The following is a 21,636-nucleotide window of genomic DNA, read 5'->3' on the forward strand; positions in this document are numbered from 1 at the left end:
GGAGAGAAATCTCTTACAGGTTATTTTATTGTCCAAACAGTTTTAAAGCAAAAATTCTAGGGAAAATTGGAGCGGATTTTCCAAGGAATTTATCCTGAAATAGCGAATGTAAACAATTAAGTTAAATTAATTTATTCCCGTACTTTTTCCCGTATTTTAAATGATAAAATTAAAGTGCAATGACACTAGAAGCAATTTCTAAAGATAGACCGGCTAAATACAGGAGGCATGGCAAATGGCGGAGCAATATTATGTTAGTTTTGATGCAGGAACGCAAAGTGTAAAAGTGACGGTATACAATGAAAATATGGAATGCGTAACGAAAGTATCCAATCAGACGACGTTGACCTATCCCCATCCCGGCTGGGTTGAGATGGATGCGGATGAATATCTTGCACTGACCAAACTGGGCATGAAACAGTGCATGACGCAGTTAAAAGAACAGGGTATTGATCCTGGGTTAATCAAGGCCATTATGGGCGATGGAATTATTTGTGGGATTGTCGGCATCGATGAGAACGGCAAGGCAATCACACCCTACATAAATTATTTGGATTCACGAACGCAGAGTGATGCGGTAGCACTTAAAGAGCTTGATCTTGACATCTGGGGCAAAGAAACGGGGAATGCCGAGCCACTCTGCATGTTTCCGGCTTTGCATGCCCGGTGGCTATTGACCAATAATAAAGAATTTCAGGCTAGGGGCAAGAAATTTGTCCACAATACACCGTATATTCTGCTTAATCTCGCTGGCTTGAAGAGCAGCGATGCCTTTATTGACTGGGGGGCAATGTCGGGTTGGGGATTAGGTTACAAAGTATATGAAAAACAATGGTCCGATGAACAGCTAACTATATTGGGAATCGATAAAAGCTATATGCCGAAGATCGTAAAACCATGGGATATCATCGGTACTTTATCGGCTGAAGCAGCAGCACAAACGGGCTGTCCAGCGGGGATCCCTATCTGTGCCGGAGCCGGTGATACTATGCAGTCCATGCTGGGCAGCGGGGTCTTTGAAGCCAATAAGGCCGTAGATGTTGCCGGTACCTGTGCGATGTTCTGTGTCTCGACCACAGGGATCATTCCGGAACTAAGCCGTAAAGGCAGTGGTCTGATCTTCAACAGCGGCACATTGGAAAATACATATTTTTATTGGGGCTTTGTCCGGACCGGTGGATTGGCACTGCGCTGGTTCAAAGACAGTATCTGCCAGCAAGTCGATGATGACAGCTATTATGAAATGTTAAGCCAAGGTGCTGCCAAAGTCGCCCCGGGCTGCAACGATGTGATCTTTTTGCCGTACTTGACCGGCGGCTATGACGAATATTCCAATGTAAAAGGCTGTTTCCTGAACATGACTCTAGACACAGATCAATTTGTCTTATGGCGGGCCGTGCTCGAGGCCATTGCCTATGACTACCGGGAAATCACCGACACCTACCGACAGGCCGGCATCGAGATCAACAGAATCACCATTACCGAAGGAGGCAGTTGCGATGCGCTTTGGAATCAGATTAAAGCCGATGTCATGGACAGCGAGGCGATCACCTTGGAGATTTCCGGAGGTGCAGTGCTGACAAATTCTATCATTGCGGCCTATGCAACGGGCGCGGACGGAGACTTGAAAGAGCTGCTCACCAGAAATTTGAAAATAACCCATACATATAGCCCAGACAGCAAAAATTCCGAGATCTACAAGCAACAGTCGCAGAAGCAAAAAGATTTATTGAATAAATTAGGTCACTAAGTCGTTAGCAAAGACTGAAAAAAACAAGCCTTGCAGGTAACTGCGGGCTTGTTTTTGATGGTAAGGCGACAAAACTTAATCTTAGAAAGACGGCATCCCTTTATGTGATTTTGCTCACAGTCAATCGCTATAGTTTTCGATACAATAACATCAGAAGATTTAAATAGCGCTTCACAATATAAGGGGGATAAAATATATGTCGATGTTTTGTTATCAATGTCAAGAAACAGCCAAAGGTACTGGCTGCACCATGCGTGGTGTCTGTGGAAAAACGGCTGATGTATCTAATCTCCAAGACCTGCTCATGTACACACTAAAAGGGATTTCGGTCTATGCACTCGAGGCTCGTCAGGCTAAAATTGCTACACCAGAGGCTGATAAGTTTATAATGGAAGGCTTATTTGCCACCATTACCAATGCTAACTTTGATAAGGAGCACTTTGTTGTGCTCATTAAACAAGCGCTGATCGTGAGAGATAACGTGAAAGCTGCTTTAGTAAAAGCCGGTGTAAAGGTAGATGCTGCAAATGACAGTACGAGATCCATCTGGCGGAAATTAACTGACTGGTTTACAGCTGATGGGGCAGCAGAAGCTTCTCATGACAGCACTCTGTGGTTTGCTGATAATGCGCCAGAATTTGAAAAAAAGGCTGCCACAGTCGGAATTTTGGCGACTGAAAACGAAGATGTCCGTTCATTACGCGAGCTGCTTACCTATGGCGTAAAAGGAATGGCTGCTTATGCTGAGCACGCCTATACATTAGGCTATATGGAGGATGCTATTTTTGCCTTTATGCAAAAAGCGCTAGTTGCCACTACTAACGATAAGCTGAGTGCTGATGAATTGGTTGCTTTGGTGATGGAATGCGGCAAATACGGTGTTGATGTTATGGCCTTATTGGATAAAGCCAATACCAGTACCTATGGCAACCCTGAGATTACCAAAGTCAATATTGGTGTGAGAAACAACCCTGGTATCCTTATCAGTGGCCATGATTTAAAAGATCTGGAAGAATTATTGGAACAAACCCAAGGGACGGGCGTTGATGTATACACGCACGGCGAGATGCTGCCGGCGCATTACTATCCAGCCTTTAAGAAATATACCAATTTTGCTGGTAACTACGGCAATGCCTGGTGGTTGCAGGACAAAGAATTTGAAACCTTTAATGGACCGATCCTGATGACTACTAACTGCTTAGTGCCACCGAAAGCCAGTTATAAAGACCGCGTGTATGTGACTGGTGTAGTCGGTTTTGAAGGCCTGAAAGAAATCGGTGAGCGGAAAAATGGCAAACCGAAGGACTTTACGGCTCTTATCGCTCATGCTAAAAAATGCCCACCGCCCAATGAGCTGGAACAAGGGGAAATAATCGGCGGTTTCGCTCACAACCAGGTATTAGCTCTGGCTGATAAGGTGGTGGATGCAGTGAAAAGCGGCGCCATTAAACGTTTCTTTGTTATGGCTGGCTGCGATGGCCGCATGAAGAGCAGAGATTACTATGCCGAATTTGCTAAAGCATTGCCTAAAGACACTGTCATACTGACAGCGGGTTGTGCCAAATACCGCTACAACAAGCTTCCATTGGGTGACATCGGCGGCATTCCCCGCGTACTGGATGCCGGTCAATGCAACGACTCCTACTCGCTAGCAATTATAGCCCTAAAACTTAAAGAGGTTTTTGGCCTGGATGATATTAATAAGTTGCCAATATCGTACAATATCGCCTGGTATGAGCAAAAGGCCGTTATCGTACTCCTGGCGCTGTTATACCTTGGTGTGAAAAATATCCATCTCGGACCGACGCTGCCAGGCTTCCTTTCACCAAATGTAGTCAAGGTGCTTATAGAGCAATTTGGCATAGGCGGCATCAGCAATCCCGAAGATGATATCAAAATGTTCATGGCCTAAGCAACTGCAGCATTTAATTTAGCAGTTTGCTGAAATTTAGAGATATTTAATAAGTATATTAGTATTCGCCTAGACTTGAAGTCTAGGCGAATACTTTTGCATATCACGAATAAATAAGAGGTGGGGCGAGCTACGATTGGCTTTAACTTTCGCGTTTTTTCTCAGTAACAGAATTTTTAACAGCAGTCTCAATTTGATTAATAATCTCTTTTGTACTAGGTTCCGAATCAACTCTATTTTTTTCAGGTATGCCGGGAGTTGCTTTCAAATCTCTGTTTTCAGCCATTATAACATCTCCTTTATAATATAGGATGCCAAAAGTAAAAAAAAATTGCATACCACCGGCTATTTTAGCAGTATCGCTGAAATCAGTCCTCCTGCTGATCGTACTGGTTATTTTTTATGAATGGTTTGCTAAACCATTTGATCTAAATGTAAAATAAACTTGACATTTAGATCAATATATCTTACATTTATAATGTAAATAGGTAATGAATGGGGATATGAAATGACGAAATCAACAATGCAACTAAAAATCTCCAATCGTTTGCACGTGATTCGTGCAGAACACAGAATAACCCAAGACCAGCTAGCAAAAGCAATTGGAGTAACGCGTGCAACGATTGTTGCAATCGAAGGGGGCGGATATAATCCATCTTTAGAACTTGCTTTTCGTCTTGCACGTTATTTCAAAACAGATATTAATGCCATTTTTTCAGTTGAGGAGGAAAATAAATGAAAAGATTTGATTCCATTTTATTAAGAACTTTCCTATATGGCTTGCCGCTTATTCTTCTTTTGGCTATTTTTTCGTACTCATACGATTCAGTCCCACCTGTCTCTGCTAATAACTACATAATACTGCTAGAGAATTTTGCTGGATTCATGTTCATGTCCTGGATGCTGCTTTCGATCTATTTAGGTATTCGTTTAATGTTTTCCGGGATATTTAGAGAAAAAGTGTTGACTAAACTCACCTTTATAAAAGAACGCGACGAACGTGAAGTGATGTTAACTGGAAAAGCTGCAAAAGCAACCATGCTTACCACTCTAGCCATATTGATTTTTCTTTTTGTTCTTTCTTGTTTCCAGATTTCTGTTTGTAGTATCCCTTTAGAGAAAGCGATTGATGGAAAAACCAATATTATTTCATTAGGTGTGAAATTAGAACTGCTAGAAAATTTACCAAAGGATGACGCACGAGAAGCCATGCAAGAGCAAACTATTTTTTCCTATGCTGGCCTACCTATTTCTAGCTCAGCATTAATCCTCGGATTAATAATTTGGCAAGTTGTTGCTTATAATTATTCGATGCGGCGTTTAATGAAATAACAGTAATAGAGCAGAGTCGACCTGTTCTGCCGCATCTTTACATAGAGTGAGACCCAAGCTTTTAAAACGTTTCTTGACCTTTACCCAAAATCAAACTTCATTGCAATGAATGGAGTGGACCCCAAAATTCGTACACTGTCCCTATCCAGAATTCTGGTCAAATTTATCCAAAATGCTGTCTAAAAGCGGCTGGTATCTGAATTAAGTAAGTAAATCATGTGGAGGAATAAGAATGTTGAATAAAATTAAGTCGAAGAGAATTGTGCTCAAATATATGAAACACCATCCTGAGAATGTAGCACTGACTGTTATACGAAATAATAATGTAATCGTTTCTTTTAATTCCAATCGGATGATGCCGTTAGCTAGTGTAGTTAAAATAATGATAGCTATTGAATATGCTCAGCAATCGGCAAATGGAAGGATCAATCCCGATGAACCTGTTAACTTAACTGAAATAGATAAATATTATATACCTAAATTAGATGGAGATGCTCAACTTAAATGGATAGATAGTCTTAAATCCCTCAATCTTATAAAGGATAATTCTGTGTCTTTGAAGGAAGTTGCAAAAGGAATGATTGACTTTAGCAGCAATGCAAATGCGGACTATTTGATAGAGATTTTAGGTATTGATAATATCAACAAAAATATTTCTACGCTCGGATTAAAGAATCATGACAAGATATTTCCGTTTTCGTTTTTCTTAATGCCATATGGGTTAATGCAAAAAAATGATAATTTACCTGAGAAGGAAAGAATAGCAAAAACAAAAGAAGAATTGAGAAACATGACTAAAGAGCAATTTTACCTTTTAGCAATGCAAGAGCATAATAAACTGGCAAATGATATTGATGGAGCCTATAAAAAGGCAGTCGATATTGAAAAGTGGTATGACAATGAATTTGATAAAATTAATTCAGATAGAATGGTGGCTTCTACAGCGGAAGATTACGGATTACTATTGTCAAAAATTAATGGCCGTAATTATTTTTCACCACAAGTCCAAAACTATTTGGATCAACTCATGGAAGGCCTTATGGAAAGTGCGGGAAATCAAGAGCTATTTCAACATTTGGGGTTTAAAGGAGGTTCTACAAATTATATACTGAATACTGCATTGTATGCCATAGATAAGAAAGATGATTCTACAGAAATTGTACTATTCATTAATAATATTGAACAAAAGGATTATGAAAAATTACAAGGTAATATGAATGAATTCTTATACGGCATACTCGACTAAAAACAATATATACGACCAACTCCTGCAAAACAGCCTAGTCTTGCAGGAGCTTTTTTCACACATTTTGCCGTCCCTTTGCTTCCTTCCTTTACTTCTTAGTCGCAATCTTGCCAGCTAATCAGATTGGGCTTGGGATCCAAGATCGATTGGTATTGCTCCTTGTTGCCGTAAACCGCATTGGGATCAAGCTTCTTATAACGATAATATTTATCAAGCCGATCAGAAGGACGAGACCAGCCCAAATGTTTCAGCCTGATTTGGCAGGGAATCGCGCGTAGATTACTGAGATTCAAGGGTAAACGACCACAATGCTGGGGGGTTTCTTGCCAATTATAATCATAATTAGCCTGGTAGCGCACCAGGAATGGTCGGTAATACATATGTGCCTGCCAGTAGTTGTCTTCACGATACTGTGTTTCGTTCCACATATCATACAAGCGAAAGTGGTAGATATCTGCCTGAGGATTGCGCAGCAAAAAGGGCATCATCTGGATAATTTGGTCTTCAAAGATTTCGTCCGCATCCAAAATCAGTATCCAGTCTGGCTTTGTTGCTGCTGCCAGATCCCATAGCTGCTTGCGCAGCATTATTTCATTATGAAACCCCGCTTCGGTGTTTACTACAATTCGATGAGGAATATTGATAAGGCATTGTCGGCAAACCTCGATGGTATTGTCTGTACTGGCATCATCCAGAATGACTACTTCGTCGACATAGCTGGCCGCATGGGTGAGTACTTTTTCCAAATAGCGATCTGCTTCGTTACGGACTAACATAGCTAGAGTTAAATGGGGTGATTGCTTGCTTTCCTGATAGTCATATTTTTCTTTGTGCTGCATGAGTCCGGGCAGTTCCGATTCCCGGTACATATGGTATGGGGGGTAATAGGTATCAGCATATAGTTCGAAACCCAACACCGCGGCCCGTACACAAAAATGCCGATCCTCACCGACTAAGTCCAAGTTGTCTATTTTAGCGAAAGAAATATCAGCCGCCAGCGCCTTTTTACTGAGTAAGGTGCAGGCCCCCAGACCACCTACTTTGTAGGTTCCAGGGCAATAGAGCCTGTTAATAAAGTCTCGTTGGCGTTTGCCAATTTCTTCTTCACTCAATGGTTTTCCATCCTCGGTTTCATGCAAGCGATACTGCCCCCCTAGCCATACTTGCGGCAGCAGAATTAATTCTTTCTCCCATTGGGTCCAATAGACCTCGGAGACGAGGTCTTTGCCAAGACTAACAAGATGAGTTATGGTTTTTGGATGCAAAGCCAGGTCCGAATCGACAAGGAACAGATAGTCATATTGCTCTTCACGGGCTAAATTGATGAAATAATCCTTATATGTGGCTACTTTCCACACGATATCTTCCTGCCAGTAATGTGTTTGCTCGTTGCATTGATAAGCCTGGGACCGTTCTGTACCTTGTAAAATAATAACACCGGGATTGGCTGCTGCAAATTCTTGTAAAGCAACACTTGGAGAATCATGATCATCGATAAAGATAAATTCCAGCGTAAGACCCACCTTATCCAGCGCTTGCAAGCAAGCAAGGAACTCAGTCAGAATGCCAGTCTTTTGTTTAACAGGACTGGCAATCAAAACTCGTTTCATTGATAAATACCCCCTTCCAGAATTTTAATGGATCAGTTGGGAAGCAGCGCTGAACAAATGATGAGATCAGAAGAAGATTTTGAAGCGCGTCCTCAATTAATGCCTGCTGCACATTTGTTAAGTGACCGCCGGACAATTCTAGCAAGCGGCTCTGGAGTAGTAGTTTTTTTCCACTTTGCTCCAATAGGGTAAACATCCCGGTGTGTAAACAATGTACAGGAGTTGCTGTTGACAAGTACTGCACATATGCGGTACAGGCTGATACAACCTGCGGAATGTCATTTGCACGGGTACTTTCAATGATTGCTAACAAAATAATAGCAATTGCCAGATCAAATCTGCCTGCTTGTGTTGCGCGTTGCAGCAAACCTATAGTGATATTGGGGGTCAGTCTGTTTAATATAGATTTGCTTAATTGCTGACTTGACCTGCGGTTCCACATGGTTAGTAGCCGTACCAGTGGATACAAATCCACTGATGGTTGGGATATTGCAGTTAAATAATACTCGGTAGCTTGATCCCCCATGTCTCCAAGAAAATATACATCTCCCAGCAAAGAATGCAGTTGGCCAGGCTCAACCAGGTCTATGTTTTTTGATAACGCGGTCTCTAATACCTTTACCGCCTCTGAAAAGCGGGTATGTAGCATAAGCCATACCCCGTACAGACAGTATAAGTCACCACTGTCAGGCAGGGTTTGTAAAGCATTGCAGAATAATGCTTCGGCGTGGGGATCATCAGGTTCGGCCAATTTTGCTAGTAATAGTGCTATTAATACCTGCGGGATGTAGCCTTCTTCACCACGCAGCAGGGTGAGGGTTTTTTGTAGCAATGAACCGGCTTGTTGAAAGTCTTTATGCTGCAAATACTCAATTGCAAGGCTATAATGCAAAAAAGGGTCCTGTGGATTTTCCATCAGTGCCTTTCGAATGATATCGGTATTCCGGTGGAACTTATGTTTGCCTTCTAATTCTTTTAGCAGATATCCATAATGGTGAATGGTATAGGGAGCAAAAATCAATCCATCGATTAGATTACTGCTTTGAATACTACCGGCAACTTGTTCATGAATTGCTCCGCTAAATCGATACGCGGGCGTATTTTTAAATAAGCGGACGACATAGTCCTCAACGGTCTTATTGCCGCCATCCAGATAACTGGAAATTTGAAAATAATAGCCCTCTGCCGGTGACTGTTCCATGTAGCCGAATAGTTCTTGGCGGGACAAGGGAGATAATACCTCATCGGCATCCAATACCAGTATCCATTGCCCCTGTGCTTGGCTAATGGCATAATTACGTGCTGCAGAAAAATCATTCACCCAGTGAAAGAAAAATACGGAGGCACCTAGTTCTGCTGCAATTTTCACGGTAGCATCCTCTGACCCTGTATCAACGACGATAATCTCATCCACAAGTTGCTGTACACTTTGGAGGCAGCGAGCCAGGCAATGCTCTTCGTTTTTTGTGATAAGGCACAAAGAGATTGAGATAGTACCGTTCATCGATATAAGCCTCGCAGTGTCGAGAAGGTGTAGTCCAAACTTTGCTTTACACCTTGTTCTTTTACGCTAAGATTGTCGATGAATAATGCTAATGATTCCGCTTCATTGGTAAGAATATCTTTAATCGCAGCGATTACAGCGGCAAAGCGATGCTGCTGTGAGAAATCTTTTGTCCGGACCTGCAGACAACGGTTACTTACGGCGAGAAGGGTAGCAGTCGCTTGGGGATTGGCTAAGGGAATAGCGGCATTGTGGCACAGCTTTTTATAAAGACAAAATACAGCCCGGAATTCATTGCGACTGTCTGGCTTTTGCCAAAGGCGCCACATCTGTTGCCGTGCTTCCTCAAAGCGGCTTAAAATCATAAGGCCGACGATTTCATCCACAGCTACTGCGGTGGATGGTTCTATTCCCAGATCGTGCATTTGCAAGATTAACTGCTGTGCTCTGGCGATTTCGCCGCTATACAATTGGCAGGTAAATAATGTCTCTAATACGAGAGCGTCAGGGGCCACCTTGTGCTCTAGACATTGAACACCGATATCCGGAAATCCAGCTGTCCAGAAGAGTTCTGCCATTTTTACGGCAACCTCGCTAACTGCGAGATAATCTTGTTCACGGAGAAAACGCAGCACCTCAACAGCCGGCTGTTGCGTCAGTTTTAATACAACCAGTGGATATAATGGGTAGTAATAGTTTTGGCTGGTAGCCAAAGCTTGCTCATAATAAATTTCTGCCTCTTTTATTAAACCGATCTTTTCTGAGCAATAGCCCAGATGATAGTAAGCCAGATAACTATCTGTTCCATCGGTATGAAAGAACGCTAGTGGCGGTGGGCCCAATCGAATAGCCTCTTGAAACCATTTCATTGCAAGGGCATATTCCCCCTGTAATTCGAAAAGAACTGCTCCATCAAAGAAGAGGTCGCAGTACTCTGGATAATGCGCACTTTCCTCTAAACAAAGCCGGATTGCCTCATCATGTTTCGCGGACTGCTTGTAACAGCTAATAAGGTGCCTGACTGCTGGCGTGCGAAACACTGCCTGGGTGGTAGAGAATTGCCTCAAAGCTACTTGAAAATCGGCAATAGCGAGGTCATTGCGGCTTACTCCCAGCCATTCGGTGCCTAGATAATAATGCAAATAGGGGTCAGTGTTATTCAGGGCTATCGCAGTCTTTAACAGACAGATATTTCGCCCCCGCCGGGCGCGTCGTTCGGAAGGAGAAATTGCCGTATGCCAAATTACGGGATGACAAGTATAGCCCACAGTCATGGGGTCAACTATGGACACGTATTCATGGACAGGATTTGTAAAACGGTAATTCCTCCGGAATAACCGCAGCACCATAAAGCGGTCATATTCACGAAATTCATTGCAAGACTTTAGTGCGCAAAGCGGCAGACAAAAGGCAGTATATTCTGGTTGGTTTACTAATAAACGCAGTGCCCTTGAGTCGATACTTAGTTGTTCGTCGGCATCTAATGATAATACCCAATCTCCGGTTGTTTGCTCGATGGCATAATTACGGGCTGCGGCGAAATCATCATTCCACTGGTAGGAGTATACCTTTGTTGTATATTTTTTGGCAATATGCACCGTAGTATCAGATGACCCGGTATCGACAATCACAATTTCATCGACTGCGTCTTTGACACTTTCCAGACAATGAGCGAGGCGAGTTTCTTCATTGCGAACAATCATCGCCAAAGAGATTCGTTGTAGTGTCATTGTTTCGCAGCCTCCTCTAGCAACTCGCTAAACAGGGGCATATCAGGATATCGCTGGGCAGCCTCGGACAGCAGCTTCTGCCGCACTAATTGGTACAGACGGATTAATTTAACATAGTACTGTGGCTGCTGTGGTGCTATCGATATTGCACGGCGGTAGCAAAGGCAAGCTTCCTCTGATTGATTACTTTGCTGTAGTATTTCCCCCATTTGGCACCAAGCATCTGCATTGTCCGTATGTTCCTCTAAGTATAACTCTGTATACAGCTTCGCAGTATCCCAATATTCATAATGCGCAAAAATGCGGGCTAAATCCAGGGCGCATTCTTTTTGTGTCGATTTTGCGACTTTGGCTAGCAAGCCTTCGGCAAGCTGTAACTCCTGCAGATCGAGCGCACGCAGAACGATGTCCTTCACAAGTGACATACCCTCCGACCCGAGGACAGCCGGGGGAGCAGAGCCTCGTTTATACAAGGAATCCCTCAGCATGATGACAACTGCGCCTGTATCGGCAGACAAACCAACAGCCAGGAAATCTTCACACAGTACGCGTACTTTTGTACGTTTTTTATTTAGCCAGAAGCAGAGTATCTCATTCATTCTTGCTAATGGGTATTGGGGATGATTGGGGGGGATAGCATCTAATAAATGCAACGCTTCGAGTATTCGTTTTTGTTGAATTAGACATATTGCTTTCAGCATGCTGGTGTAATCATCTATAGCTGAAGGTTCAATTTTTTCAAAATAATCAAGTGCCAGACGATAGGCTCCTTCTGTAAAATACACTGTACCAATGAGGCGTTTAGCATCCGGAGTGCAGAAATCACAAAGCTTTTCCATAGCGTGCTTGGTATACTCGGGATCTTTACTGGGGTTTAAGATACGAACAATGGCCGACAATGTGATGGTAAAACTCGCATTATCTTGTAAGCTTAGAATATAATAGCGCAAGGCTTCTTCTTCATTACCAAACGCTTCTGCTAACTGGGCAATTTGATAATAGACCCGAAATCCCCGACTGCCGCTGAAAGGAGCATAGTAGGCTGGCTGTTCGGGCATTGAGAGCGCATTCTGAAAACAATCAAAGGCTCCGGCGTAATTTTTTTGCTCAAGATGGATTAACCCACCGTAATAATATAAGTCTGCATAATTGGGAAAGAACTTTAGACCGAGTGAAATAGCCTCTAACGCGCGCTCATATTGCTGGGCCCCATAGTGAGCAAGGGCAATATACCGCAGCAATTTGGGGTAGTAAATCGTGCCCGGGTCGGTATTGTTCGCTGCCTTGGTCAGTTCCTCCGCTGCTTCAGAAAAGTTGTCAATTCGATACAATTCTACGCCATAGTGGTAACGCAGCGTGTTGTTATCCGGATCACTTTCCATTTGCTTTTTAATAATAGCTAGGTTCCTGGTTTTTTTATCTTTTTCGATAACTTGTTGGTTTAAATAACCGTAATGCCGCAGAACTATATTTTCGGCAATCTGGAATTTTGCCTGCCTGTTATTTTCTAAAATGACGTCCACAATCTGTTCGTGAATGGTTCCCCGGAATCGATATTCCGGCTTATTTCGAAACATTCGAAATACCAAATCTGGGCAGGTTTCAATGCTTCCTTCCATGCCAATCAAGTTAATGATTTTTACAAAGTAACCTTCATTATCTGACTCTGCCATTTGACGTAGCGCTTGGGCGGTTCCAGGCTCCAAAGTTTCGTCGGCATCCAGAAAAAGGACCCAGTCGCCGGTCGCCAATTCTAAGGATACATTACGGGCAGCGCTGAAATCATCTTGCCAGACATGAGAGATTACTTGGGCTCCGGCCTGTTCGGCTACTTGTATTGTTTGATCTGACGATCCTGTATCTACTATGATAATTTCGTCGACGGCTCCGGTCACGCTGTGTAAACAACGCGCTAGGTTAATCTCTTCATTTTTTACGATCATACACAAGCTGATCTTATTGCTCATGGCATATACCCCATTATGTTTTATTTTCAGTATATGCTTAGGATATATTTCTCGTTCATTAAGATATATTTCTTTACATAAAAAGGTAAAGTACAGCACATAAATTGTTACTTAGCATATTATAAAGTGATAGAGGAATCTGTCAAAAGATTGTGGGAAAGGAGCGATTTCGGCATGCCCAATTTTAAGATTATCCAAGATGTGCCTGACCAGGCTCGAATAAAAATTTTTGGATCGGAAAATGAGGCGCTAATTACATCAAATGGAGGATACCTGTCTGTCACTGCTCCGGTCGGCGGCCTTAGTATTACTGCACCAACGAATGGTCTGCTTGTTACTGCTTCGCCAGATGGCTTGAGCGTGACTGGGCCTGTCAATGGTATAATCGTTACGGCACCGGCGTCCGGCCTCAGTGTTACCGCGCCAACGAATGGTCTGCTTGTTACTGCTTCGCCAGATGGCTTGAGCGTGACTGGGCCTGTCAATGGTATAATCGTTACGGCACCGGCATCCGGTCTCAGTGTTACCGCGCCAACGAATGGTCTGCTTGTTACTGCTTCGCCAGATGGCTTGAGCGTGACTGGGCCTGTCAATGGTATAATCGTTACGGCACCGGCGTCCGGCCTCAGTGTTACCGCGCCAACGAATGGTCTGCTTGTTACTGCTTCGCCAGATGGCTTGAGCGTGACTGGGCCTGTCAATGGTATAATCGTTACGGCACCGGCGTCTGGTCTCAGCGTAACACCACCAACCGGTGGACTGCTGATTACTAGCGAAGGATTATCTGTTATTTCTGCTCTGGCTACCACTGATGTAACGGAAGCCAAAACCGGTCTTGTTGATACGGCTGGCTCACCGTCCAACACGTACACAGTACTGGGCGTAGCAGCCTATTCTTTCGGTCTAGTTAATGAATCCACGTCTGCAGCCAATGCTCAAGCAACTGCTCAATTGCAGCTCAGTCCTGATGGGGTGGTCTGGTTTAACGACAGTTCAGTAGTCACCTTGAGTCCAAGTAGCTCAACTGGGTTAGTATCTGATATTTTCCTGAAATATGCCAGGGTCTACTATGCAGCTGTTAATGCTGCCAGTGCTGTAGACCTCACCATCTTCTTCCAAGGACAATCGTAATACACCCTGTATTTTATCAAGTGCTGCTTTGTGAAATTTGTCTCTAACAAGTGGTTGGAGACAAATTTCTTACATAATAGAAAATATAATTAACTATGTTTATTATGATGGGTGGTATATGGTACATGAATTTTAGATAAAAAGAAGGGGGGGAGTAGGTGTGACGGGCGAGAGAGTGAAAACCATTAAGCCTCCTGTTAAAAATATATCTACAATTAATGGCAAATGTTCGCACCATCGATCGGCCAAAAGAATGCTATTCGTCGGCTGCAAGAGGCATATATATCAATCGCTTATTGAATTTGATATTGCTGCGTTACCGTCATTTCTGACCATTTTACGCGGAACACTGAATGTTTTTCTGTTTGAGAATAATTGTTCCCAAATAGGAAATATCATTGATGTTCATCAAGTACTTTCACCGTGGTGTAAAAGGAAAAACACGCTGATTAAAAATGCACCGGTGACCAGCGTGGCTGTCGGCGATAGGAATGGCTGCTTCTTAAGTTTTGACATTACATCCCTGATTGTGGATTGGTATACAGGTGGCAGTGCGAACCTGGGAGTACTTTTGAAATTAAGAGACCAACAAAGGCCTGGTTTGCTAGGCTTTTGCAGTAATAGAGCCTTTAACTCGCGGTGCTGGCCATTTTTAGAAGTGACATTTTTAGAACCGCTACCCAATGATAACTGCTGTGAAATGCTGGATATGGATGAAGGCGTCACCACCAGCGAATTTGTTCGAACTACAACGATGCTAAATGTTCAACGTTTTAATTACACGTATTATATCATCAATACCGGTACATATAGCGCTAGTGTTTCCCTTGAGCTCAGCCCGGACGGCATAAACTGGATTACCGACGAACCGCTGCGGGTCATTTCGCCTGGGGTAATGTTGCCATTTGTCCCCAATGTAATTGCCAGATTTGCTCGCCTGGCCTTTCAATCGACCGTGCCTGATCAGAGTACTTTACTGGATATACGAGTAAGAGGTTACTCCTCTTAAGGAGGATTTTTGTCTGAACTGCAGTAATAAAAATGGGAAAGCCGGAAAAGTGCTGGAAGGCCCATCAAGCGTGGAAGTTTGAAGCTGTGAATAAATAGGTAAACTATGGAAGGGGAAAATATGGTTTACCTATTTATTATGTAGGAGTAAAGGCAAAGGGACGGTTCTATTGCTTCTTAAGGTTTTCTGGCTCATTAGGCGGGCTCGGAGATAGTGATATTGTCTTGCTAAATAATTATAAAAGACATTTCGCCGTTTAACCCGATACGTAGACCCCGATTAATCTTAACTGCATGAATTGAGCCATTGCAGACTTCGCAGAAAAAACTAGAATATCACGCAGCATAGTGGCAAAATGTTGACAATCTAGTAACATCCCCCAAGCCTTGCAGGAGTTTTGTATTTTAATGGTAAATAGGATGGAAATATGGGAATTGTTTTAAAAGAAATTTACGATCGTAAATTTATGACATGAGACAAAACGAGGGGGAGTGACTCAAAAAGAACCGTTCCCGCGAATATTACTAGCTATCGTGCCGAAGTGGTGTTTATAAAACCCACGACAGAAGGGTACAATAGCGATATAAAAACAGTAGGTGATGACCAGTCGGGATTGGAGGGGGAAGGACGAAGAGGTTTGCTACTCGATAGGAATGTCACTGAAGATAAACTGAAAACAATAGGCTTACAAAAAACGTAGGGCGAGGGTATTTTACGCAGGAACGCCTCAATCAAATGTGGAAAGGAATGAAAATATAAATGTGGTTCTCAAAATCGACGGAAGAAATTATTCATGAACTTAGTGTTAACCCAGAAACTGGTCTGTCTACTGCAGAAGCGCAAGCCAGGCTTGAAAAGTATGGTCAAAATAAGTTAAAAGGCAAGCCAAAGAAAAGCACGCTCGAATTATTCTTTGCACAACTACAGGACATGTTAATCTATGTCTTATTGGGCGCAGCGGTTATCACTATAGCGGTAGGAGAATGGGTAGACGCCATTATTATCCTGATGGTAGTATTCCTGAATGCAACTATCGGGGTAATCCAAGAAAGCAAAGCGGAAAAGGCAATAGAAGCACTTGAGAAAATGACTACTCCACGATCGTTGGTAAGACGTGACGGAGAAGTAAGGGAAATCAATTCGGAAGATGTAGTAGCAGGAGATATTGTAATCCTCGATGCAGGCAGATATGTACCTGCTGACCTTAGACTAATCGAAAGTGCAAATCTACAAATCGAAGAATCGGCCCTGACAGGTGAATCACTTCCTACTGAGAAAAATGCAAAAGACCTGCACGAAGACCCTAAGACACCTATTGGCGAAAAATCGAATATGGCATTCATGTCAACATTGGCTACCTATGGCAGAGGGGAAGGCGTTGTCATAGCAACTGCCATGGAAACGGAAATTGGCAAGATTGCCACAATATTGGATGAAGATATCGACTCGATGACTCCGCTGCAAAAGCGGCTCGAAGAACTTGGAAAGACGTTGGGGTACATTGCTATAGCTATAACAGTAGTGATGTTGGTCATAGCACTAGTCCAAGATAGACCTTTATTTGAGATGTTCTTAACAGCCATTAGTTTAGCTGTTGCCGCGATTCCTGAGGGACTGCCGGCTATAGTCGCCATCGTACTGGCGCTTGGTGTGACAAGAATGTCCAGGATAAACGCTATAGTTAGGAAGCTTCCTGCGGTTGAAACACTTGGTTCAGTAAACATCATCTGCTCAGATAAAACCGGGACGCTTACTCAGAACAAGATGACAGTTGTAAAATTTTATACTGCAGGCAATTTGACAAATGTCGCGACAGAAGGAAGGTCGTTTGCCGCACAGAACACAGACGAGAAAGAATTGATTAGATCCTTTGTTCTCTGTTCAGATGCAACTTATGAAAATGGAAAAAGTACAGGCGATCCTACTGAAGTTGCTTTAGTTGTGCTTGCCGAAAAATATGACATGGAAAGAAGAAAGTTGCATAAAGAACATAAACGGGTGGGTGAAAAGCCCTTTGATTCAGATCGAAAATTGATGTCTACCCTTAACCAAGATGAAAATGGATATAGAGTACATACCAAAGGCGCACTTGATAATATTCTAAAGATATCCTCGACTGCCTTGGTGGATGGTAAAGTTGTTTCATTAACTGAAGAAATGAAAGAAGATTACCTAAAAGTAGCGGAAAAAATGTCGGACGATGCGTTAAGAGTTCTAGGCGCAGCATTTAAAGATACGAATAGCATTATTAATCCGGAAGAAATGGAAGAAGACTTAACCGTTGTCGGTTTAGTCGGTATGATCGATCCGCCTAGGTTAGAAGTTAAGGACTCGATAGCAAAAGCCAAGGGCGCCGGCATTACTCCAGTTATGATTACCGGTGATCATAAGAATACGGCGGTTGCCATTGCGAAGGAACTAGGAATTGCAAGCTCGCTGGAGCAGAGTATTACCGGTAGCGAAATAGATGAATTATCAGAAGAGGAATTCTTAAGAAAAATCAAGAATTATCGAGTATTTGCCCGCGTATCGCCAGAGCACAAGGTTAAGATAGTGAAAGCATTTCAGTTCCATGGGAATATCGTATCTATGACCGGTGACGGAGTGAACGACGCCCCTGCATTAAAAATCGCCGATATCGGCGTTGCAATGGGCATTACAGGCACTGACGTATCGAAAGGCGCGAGTGACATGATACTTACAGATGATAACTTTACAACGATTGTCCATGCGATAGAAGAAGGAAGAAATATATACAATAACATTAAAAAATCGGTAATATTCCTGCTTTCCTGTAATTTAGGCGAAGTTGTGGCTATATTTCTAGCTGTGTTGTTCAACTGGCCATTGCCGCTGCTGGCTACTCAAATACTTTGGATCAATCTGATTACTGACTCATTTCCGGCAATTGCACTCGGCATAGATCCTGGCGATAAGGATGTTATGAGTAAAGAACCAAGAAAACCTAAAGATAGTTTCTTTGCCCACGGCGCTGGACAAAGGGCAATAATTGGTGGTACATTAATTGGTATTTTGACGTTGGTGGCCTTCTATTTTGGATTAGCTGAATTTGGCTATAGCTTAAACTCCAAGGATATACCGGAACATGTAATAACAAATGCTAGAACAATGGCATTCGTAGTTCTTGCCGGCGCGCAGTTATTTTTCTCCTTTTCAATGCGAAGCATGCACAAATCAGTATTCCGAATTGGCTTATTCTCTAATATGTACTTGGTCGGTGCGGTGATACTTGGATTCATTCTACAGTTAGGAGTAATTACAATACCTGCTTTTGCAAATGCATTTAAGGTGCAGAATCTATCGGTATACGACTGGGGGCTGGTAATGCTCTTTAGTATCGTCCCATTCATAGTAAACGAAGTTTCTAAATTATTCATGAAAGAGTCAGAAATCTAACACTATCGTCCCCTTATCCGTAGATTAAGATTATAGATTAAAGCATGACAACTCACAAGAAATAACATTAGCAATATGGAAAGGAGTTTTTAAATTTGAAGTCAATCGCAGTATTAACTGGCGGCGGAGATTGCCCAGGATTAAATGCGGTAATAAGAGCGGTTTACAAGACTGCACATTCAAATGGGATAAAAGTCTATGGGGTGAAAAATGGGTTTAAAGGTTTAGTTGAAGATGATCTATCTTTACTTGGTTCTGAAAATGTTTCTGGTATATTACCTCGTGGAGGAACAATGCTAGGGACTACAAATAGAGATAATCCTTTTAGATATCAATGCATTGATCGTGGAGAACTTGTTTACAAGGATATGTCACAGCGAATTTTATTCAATCTTAAAAAGCGAGATATAGAAGCATTAATTGTAATTGGCGGTGATGGTACACTTAAGATTGCAAGTGAAATTGCAGAACTTGGGTTTCCTGTAGTCGGCGTTCCAAAATCAATTGATAATGATTTACCTAAAACAGAGAGAACCTTCGGTTTTGACACAGCCGTTAGCATTGCGACAGAAGCGTTAGATAGATTGCATACAACAGCCGAGTCCCATCATAGGGTAATGGTACTAGAAGTCATGGGACGCTATGCAGGGTGGATTGCTCTTCATAGTGGTATTGCTGGTGGAGCGGATTGCATTATAATTCCTGAGATTCCTTTTAAGTGGGATTCGATTACAGACAAAATTAAGCTCAGACAACAAAAAGGGACTATGTTCAGTATTATTGTAGTGGCCGAAGGAGCTAAACCCATTAATGGAGAGATATCAGTAGCAAGGTTAGTAAATAATTGTCCTGAAACAATACGGTTAGGCGGCATAGGCGATAAAGTTGCTCACGAGTTAGAAAATTTACTAGGGGTGGAATGTCGATCTACAGTATTAGGCCATCTTCAACGTGGTGGTAGTCCGACTGCGTATGATCGGATATTGTCTACCAGGTATGGTGAGGCTGCAGTAAATGCAATCATTAATAAAAAATTCAAGACAATGGTGGCATTACAAAATAACGAAATTGTCCCAGTTAATTTAATCGATGTTGTTGGAACCCCATATTTAGTTCCAGCAACACATGATTTGATTAAAACTGGACGCTCTCTTGGAATTTCTTTTGGCGACTAAATGAGGAAGAAAAAGATAATCAAAAAATCAATATATACGACCAACTCCTGCAAAGCAAACTGGCCTTACAGGACAAAAAAACATCCCCTTGTCTTCTATAATTCAGGCCAATCGGACAAATATTTAATACTATTTTCAGCCATAATAGGTTGGGAGGGGATATATTGTTTGATAGAATTCTTGATATTTTAAGCAGCCTTGGATTGACAGGGGTATTTGCAGGAGTCTTTTTGGAAGCAATAGGACTACCGTTTCCAGGCAGCGTGTTAGTTGCTTTGGCAGGTTTTTTGTCAAAGCAAGGAGAGTTTAATATGATAATAGCCTGGTTGGTATCTTTGCTAGGATACATGCTGGGGTCAATTTCTGCCTTTATGCTAGGACGTTGTATTGGAGAGCCATTTATAAAGAAATGGGGAAGATATATTAGACTAACCCCGGAACGTATTAGAAAGGCACAGGAGCTTCTGCAAAAGTCCGCCCCGGCTTATGTTATCGGTGCTCGCTTTCTACCAACAATAGGTAACGTTACTCCCTACGTGGCCGGCATTAGCGGTATTTCTATTGGTAAATTTCTTATCTACGATATGGTACACGCGGCTCTGTGGCTAACCATCTTTTTGAGTGTCGGGGCTGTACTAGGCAGTGAATGGCATACGATGGTAGAAAACCCTCGGCTTAAGTGGGGTGCCATTGGAGGCGGTTTATTGCTATTAGCTTATGTGTTTAGGGATTTGTTTCCTATACGTAGTAAAAATAAGGTATAAATGTAGAGGGATGAGACCAACAACCAACATATAGCGACAAACTCCTGCAAAAATCAAGCCTAGCCATGCAGGAGTTTTGTATTTTAATGGTAAAGAGGATAGAAATATGGGATTTGTTTTTCAGAATAATCAGTGGGACGGTTCTATTGCTTCTTATATTTCTAAGGTATAGCACCTTTAAGGAAGCAAATGAACCGACCCTTTGCTTTTAATTACATGTTACTGCTGACACGTAAAAGCTAGGGTAAGGACCCTCTATATTGGTAGCGGTTCCAATCGTGGGAATTTAAGTAAAATAAAATTTTTTACGATAGTAATTATAAATAAAATGAAATTTTTACTGGAGGATAATAAAAGTGAAAATCAATAATACATCATATGTGGATACTTCAACCACGTATAATACTAAAAATTATCAAGTACTTAATTCACCCAAAACACAGTTCAATTTCACTACTACCAATAATGCAGATAATACTGATACATATCAAAAATATGATCCGCAAAATTGCAGTTATGAAGAATTTTGTTCTACAGTTAGAGCGTTAGCTAAAGAAGGTAAATTAACAAGTCATGAAAGCCTTTTGTTGCAACGTCCTCTTGGACCTGGCGGAATTACTGATATGGGATCAAATATTAAAAATTGGCTTACTGAGTTTCGCACACGAGCTAGCCAAGATCTTAGTATCGGAAATATGATTGGCTACGCACGGGATGTAGAAAGTGTAGAAGCTGTAAACAAAATGATAACGTTACTTTAAAAATGACGAATTAGAATAATGTAATTTGTGTCTACCTGTAGGTAATTTCATATGTGTGTTTTATGTTCGCTCAGACCCCGGTTTGAGCGTTTATCTTGTATAGCAACTTGGTTTGTAAGGGTTAATGTGCTGATTAGGAATAATCAGTGGGACGGTTCGAAGAATCAGTGGGACGGTTCTATTGCTTCTTATATTTTTAAGGTATAGCACCTTTAAGGAAGCGAATGAACCGTCCCTTTGCTTCATTTAGCAAAAATGTGACAGAAAGGAACGTCCCGTGCGCCAAGAAGCGCATGGTGTATAGCGGGTGGGACTCCCGTCTGGAAAG

At 42.2% G+C, this 21,636-nt stretch carries 16 protein-coding genes; 11 read left to right on the forward strand and 5 right to left on the reverse strand.

Annotated features, from left to right (window positions below):
- The first annotated feature begins 235 nt into the window (after positions 1 to 235).
- Both LMF89_RS18430 and hcp read left to right on the forward strand, forming a co-directional pair.
- Positions 236 to 1,750: an FGGY-family carbohydrate kinase gene (locus LMF89_RS18430; RefSeq protein WP_229536355.1), complete on the forward strand. Its 1,515-nt coding sequence runs from the start codon at positions 236 to 238 to the stop codon at positions 1,748 to 1,750.
- Positions 1,751 to 1,946: 196 nt separating this feature from the next.
- Positions 1,947 to 3,662 (forward strand): hydroxylamine reductase, encoded by a 1,716-nt coding sequence (gene hcp, locus LMF89_RS18435; protein ID WP_229536356.1) that lies wholly within the window; start codon positions 1,947 to 1,949, stop codon positions 3,660 to 3,662.
- A gap of 142 nt (positions 3,663 to 3,804) precedes the next feature.
- Here hcp and LMF89_RS18440 read toward each other — a convergent pair whose 3' ends face one another.
- Positions 3,805 to 3,948, reverse strand: a complete 144-nt coding sequence (locus tag LMF89_RS18440; protein ID WP_229536357.1) for a hypothetical protein — start codon at positions 3,946 to 3,948, stop codon at positions 3,805 to 3,807.
- Positions 3,949 to 4,170: 222 nt separating this feature from the next.
- Between LMF89_RS18440 and LMF89_RS18445 the strand changes: the two genes are divergently transcribed.
- The 3 genes from LMF89_RS18445 to LMF89_RS18455 all read left to right on the forward strand — a co-directional run bounded on the left by LMF89_RS18445 (position 4,171) and on the right by LMF89_RS18455 (position 6,240).
- Positions 4,171 to 4,401, forward strand: a complete 231-nt coding sequence (locus tag LMF89_RS18445; protein WP_229536358.1) for a helix-turn-helix transcriptional regulator — start codon at positions 4,171 to 4,173, stop codon at positions 4,399 to 4,401.
- Positions 4,398 to 4,994, forward strand: a complete 597-nt coding sequence (locus LMF89_RS18450; protein WP_229536359.1) for a hypothetical protein — start codon at positions 4,398 to 4,400, stop codon at positions 4,992 to 4,994. The genes LMF89_RS18445 and LMF89_RS18450 overlap by 4 nt, the downstream gene beginning before the upstream one ends.
- A 232-nt stretch (positions 4,995 to 5,226) precedes the next feature.
- Positions 5,227 to 6,240, forward strand: a complete 1,014-nt coding sequence (locus LMF89_RS18455; protein ID WP_229536360.1) for a serine hydrolase — start codon at positions 5,227 to 5,229, stop codon at positions 6,238 to 6,240.
- Between the two features lie 95 nt (positions 6,241 to 6,335).
- Here LMF89_RS18455 and LMF89_RS18460 read toward each other — a convergent pair whose 3' ends face one another.
- Genes LMF89_RS18460 through LMF89_RS18475 form a run of 4 tightly spaced genes read right to left on the reverse strand, consistent with a single transcriptional unit; the run spans position 6,336 to position 13,051 of the window.
- Positions 6,336 to 7,850 (reverse strand): glycosyltransferase, encoded by a 1,515-nt coding sequence (locus LMF89_RS18460; protein WP_229536361.1) that lies wholly within the window; start codon positions 7,848 to 7,850, stop codon positions 6,336 to 6,338.
- Complete coding sequence (locus LMF89_RS18465) at positions 7,819 to 9,354, reverse strand: tetratricopeptide repeat-containing glycosyltransferase family 2 protein (RefSeq protein WP_229536362.1); 1,536 nt, start codon at positions 9,352 to 9,354, stop codon at positions 7,819 to 7,821. The genes LMF89_RS18460 and LMF89_RS18465 overlap by 32 nt, the downstream gene beginning before the upstream one ends.
- Complete coding sequence (locus LMF89_RS18470; RefSeq protein ID WP_229536363.1) at positions 9,351 to 11,084, reverse strand: glycosyltransferase; 1,734 nt, start codon at positions 11,082 to 11,084, stop codon at positions 9,351 to 9,353. Before LMF89_RS18470 ends, LMF89_RS18465 begins: the two co-directional genes overlap by 4 nt.
- Positions 11,081 to 13,051, reverse strand: coding sequence for a TPR domain-containing glycosyltransferase (locus tag LMF89_RS18475; RefSeq protein ID WP_229536364.1), 1,971 nt, complete (start codon positions 13,049 to 13,051; stop codon positions 11,081 to 11,083). Before LMF89_RS18475 ends, LMF89_RS18470 begins: the two co-directional genes overlap by 4 nt.
- A 174-nt stretch (positions 13,052 to 13,225) precedes the next feature.
- On the opposite strand from LMF89_RS18475, the gene LMF89_RS18480 reads away from it, so the two are divergent.
- The 6 genes from LMF89_RS18480 to LMF89_RS18505 all read left to right on the forward strand — a co-directional run bounded on the left by LMF89_RS18480 (position 13,226) and on the right by LMF89_RS18505 (position 21,308).
- On the forward strand, positions 13,226 to 14,182 hold the full coding sequence (locus tag LMF89_RS18480; RefSeq protein ID WP_229536365.1) for a DUF6385 domain-containing protein: 957 nt from the start codon (positions 13,226 to 13,228) through the stop codon (positions 14,180 to 14,182).
- Between the two features lie 160 nt (positions 14,183 to 14,342).
- Positions 14,343 to 15,191, forward strand: a complete 849-nt coding sequence (locus tag LMF89_RS18485) for a DUF6385 domain-containing protein (protein WP_229536366.1) — start codon at positions 14,343 to 14,345, stop codon at positions 15,189 to 15,191.
- A gap of 759 nt (positions 15,192 to 15,950) precedes the next feature.
- Positions 15,951 to 18,608 (forward strand): cation-translocating P-type ATPase, encoded by a 2,658-nt coding sequence (locus LMF89_RS18490; protein ID WP_229536367.1) that lies wholly within the window; start codon positions 15,951 to 15,953, stop codon positions 18,606 to 18,608.
- A gap of 95 nt (positions 18,609 to 18,703) precedes the next feature.
- Positions 18,704 to 19,783, forward strand: a complete 1,080-nt coding sequence (locus LMF89_RS18495; RefSeq protein ID WP_229536368.1) for a 6-phosphofructokinase — start codon at positions 18,704 to 18,706, stop codon at positions 19,781 to 19,783.
- A 164-nt stretch (positions 19,784 to 19,947) separates the two neighbouring features.
- A complete protein-coding gene (locus LMF89_RS18500) occupies positions 19,948 to 20,547 on the forward strand; it encodes a DedA family protein (RefSeq protein ID WP_229536369.1) in 600 nt (199 codons plus the stop codon).
- A gap of 356 nt (positions 20,548 to 20,903) precedes the next feature.
- Positions 20,904 to 21,308: a hypothetical protein gene (locus LMF89_RS18505; protein ID WP_229536370.1), complete on the forward strand. Its 405-nt coding sequence runs from the start codon at positions 20,904 to 20,906 to the stop codon at positions 21,306 to 21,308.
- Positions 21,309 to 21,636: the final 328 nt, after the last annotated feature.

This window comes from Pelosinus baikalensis (genome assembly GCF_020819555.1).
Classification (GTDB): Bacteria; Bacillota; Negativicutes; order DSM-13327; family DSM-13327; genus Pelosinus; species Pelosinus baikalensis.

Coding starts and splice junctions, on each gene's coding strand:
- LMF89_RS18430 (WP_229536355.1), top strand. CDS start 236: ATGGCGGAGCAATATTATGTTAGTTTTGATGCAGGAACGCAAAGTGTA.
- hcp (WP_229536356.1), top strand. CDS start 1,947: ATGTCGATGTTTTGTTATCAATGTCAAGAAACAGCCAAAGGTACTGGC.
- LMF89_RS18440 (WP_229536357.1), bottom strand. CDS start 3,948: ATGGCTGAAAACAGAGATTTGAAAGCAACTCCCGGCATACCTGAAAAA.
- LMF89_RS18445 (WP_229536358.1), top strand. CDS start 4,171: ATGACGAAATCAACAATGCAACTAAAAATCTCCAATCGTTTGCACGTG.
- LMF89_RS18450 (WP_229536359.1), top strand. CDS start 4,398: ATGAAAAGATTTGATTCCATTTTATTAAGAACTTTCCTATATGGCTTG.
- LMF89_RS18455 (WP_229536360.1), top strand. CDS start 5,227: ATGTTGAATAAAATTAAGTCGAAGAGAATTGTGCTCAAATATATGAAA.
- LMF89_RS18460 (WP_229536361.1), bottom strand. CDS start 7,850: ATGAAACGAGTTTTGATTGCCAGTCCTGTTAAACAAAAGACTGGCATT.
- LMF89_RS18465 (WP_229536362.1), bottom strand. CDS start 9,354: ATGAACGGTACTATCTCAATCTCTTTGTGCCTTATCACAAAAAACGAA.
- LMF89_RS18470 (WP_229536363.1), bottom strand. CDS start 11,084: ATGACACTACAACGAATCTCTTTGGCGATGATTGTTCGCAATGAAGAA.
- LMF89_RS18475 (WP_229536364.1), bottom strand. CDS start 13,051: ATGAGCAATAAGATCAGCTTGTGTATGATCGTAAAAAATGAAGAGATT.
- LMF89_RS18480 (WP_229536365.1), top strand. CDS start 13,226: ATGCCCAATTTTAAGATTATCCAAGATGTGCCTGACCAGGCTCGAATA.
- LMF89_RS18490 (WP_229536367.1), top strand. CDS start 15,951: ATGTGGTTCTCAAAATCGACGGAAGAAATTATTCATGAACTTAGTGTT.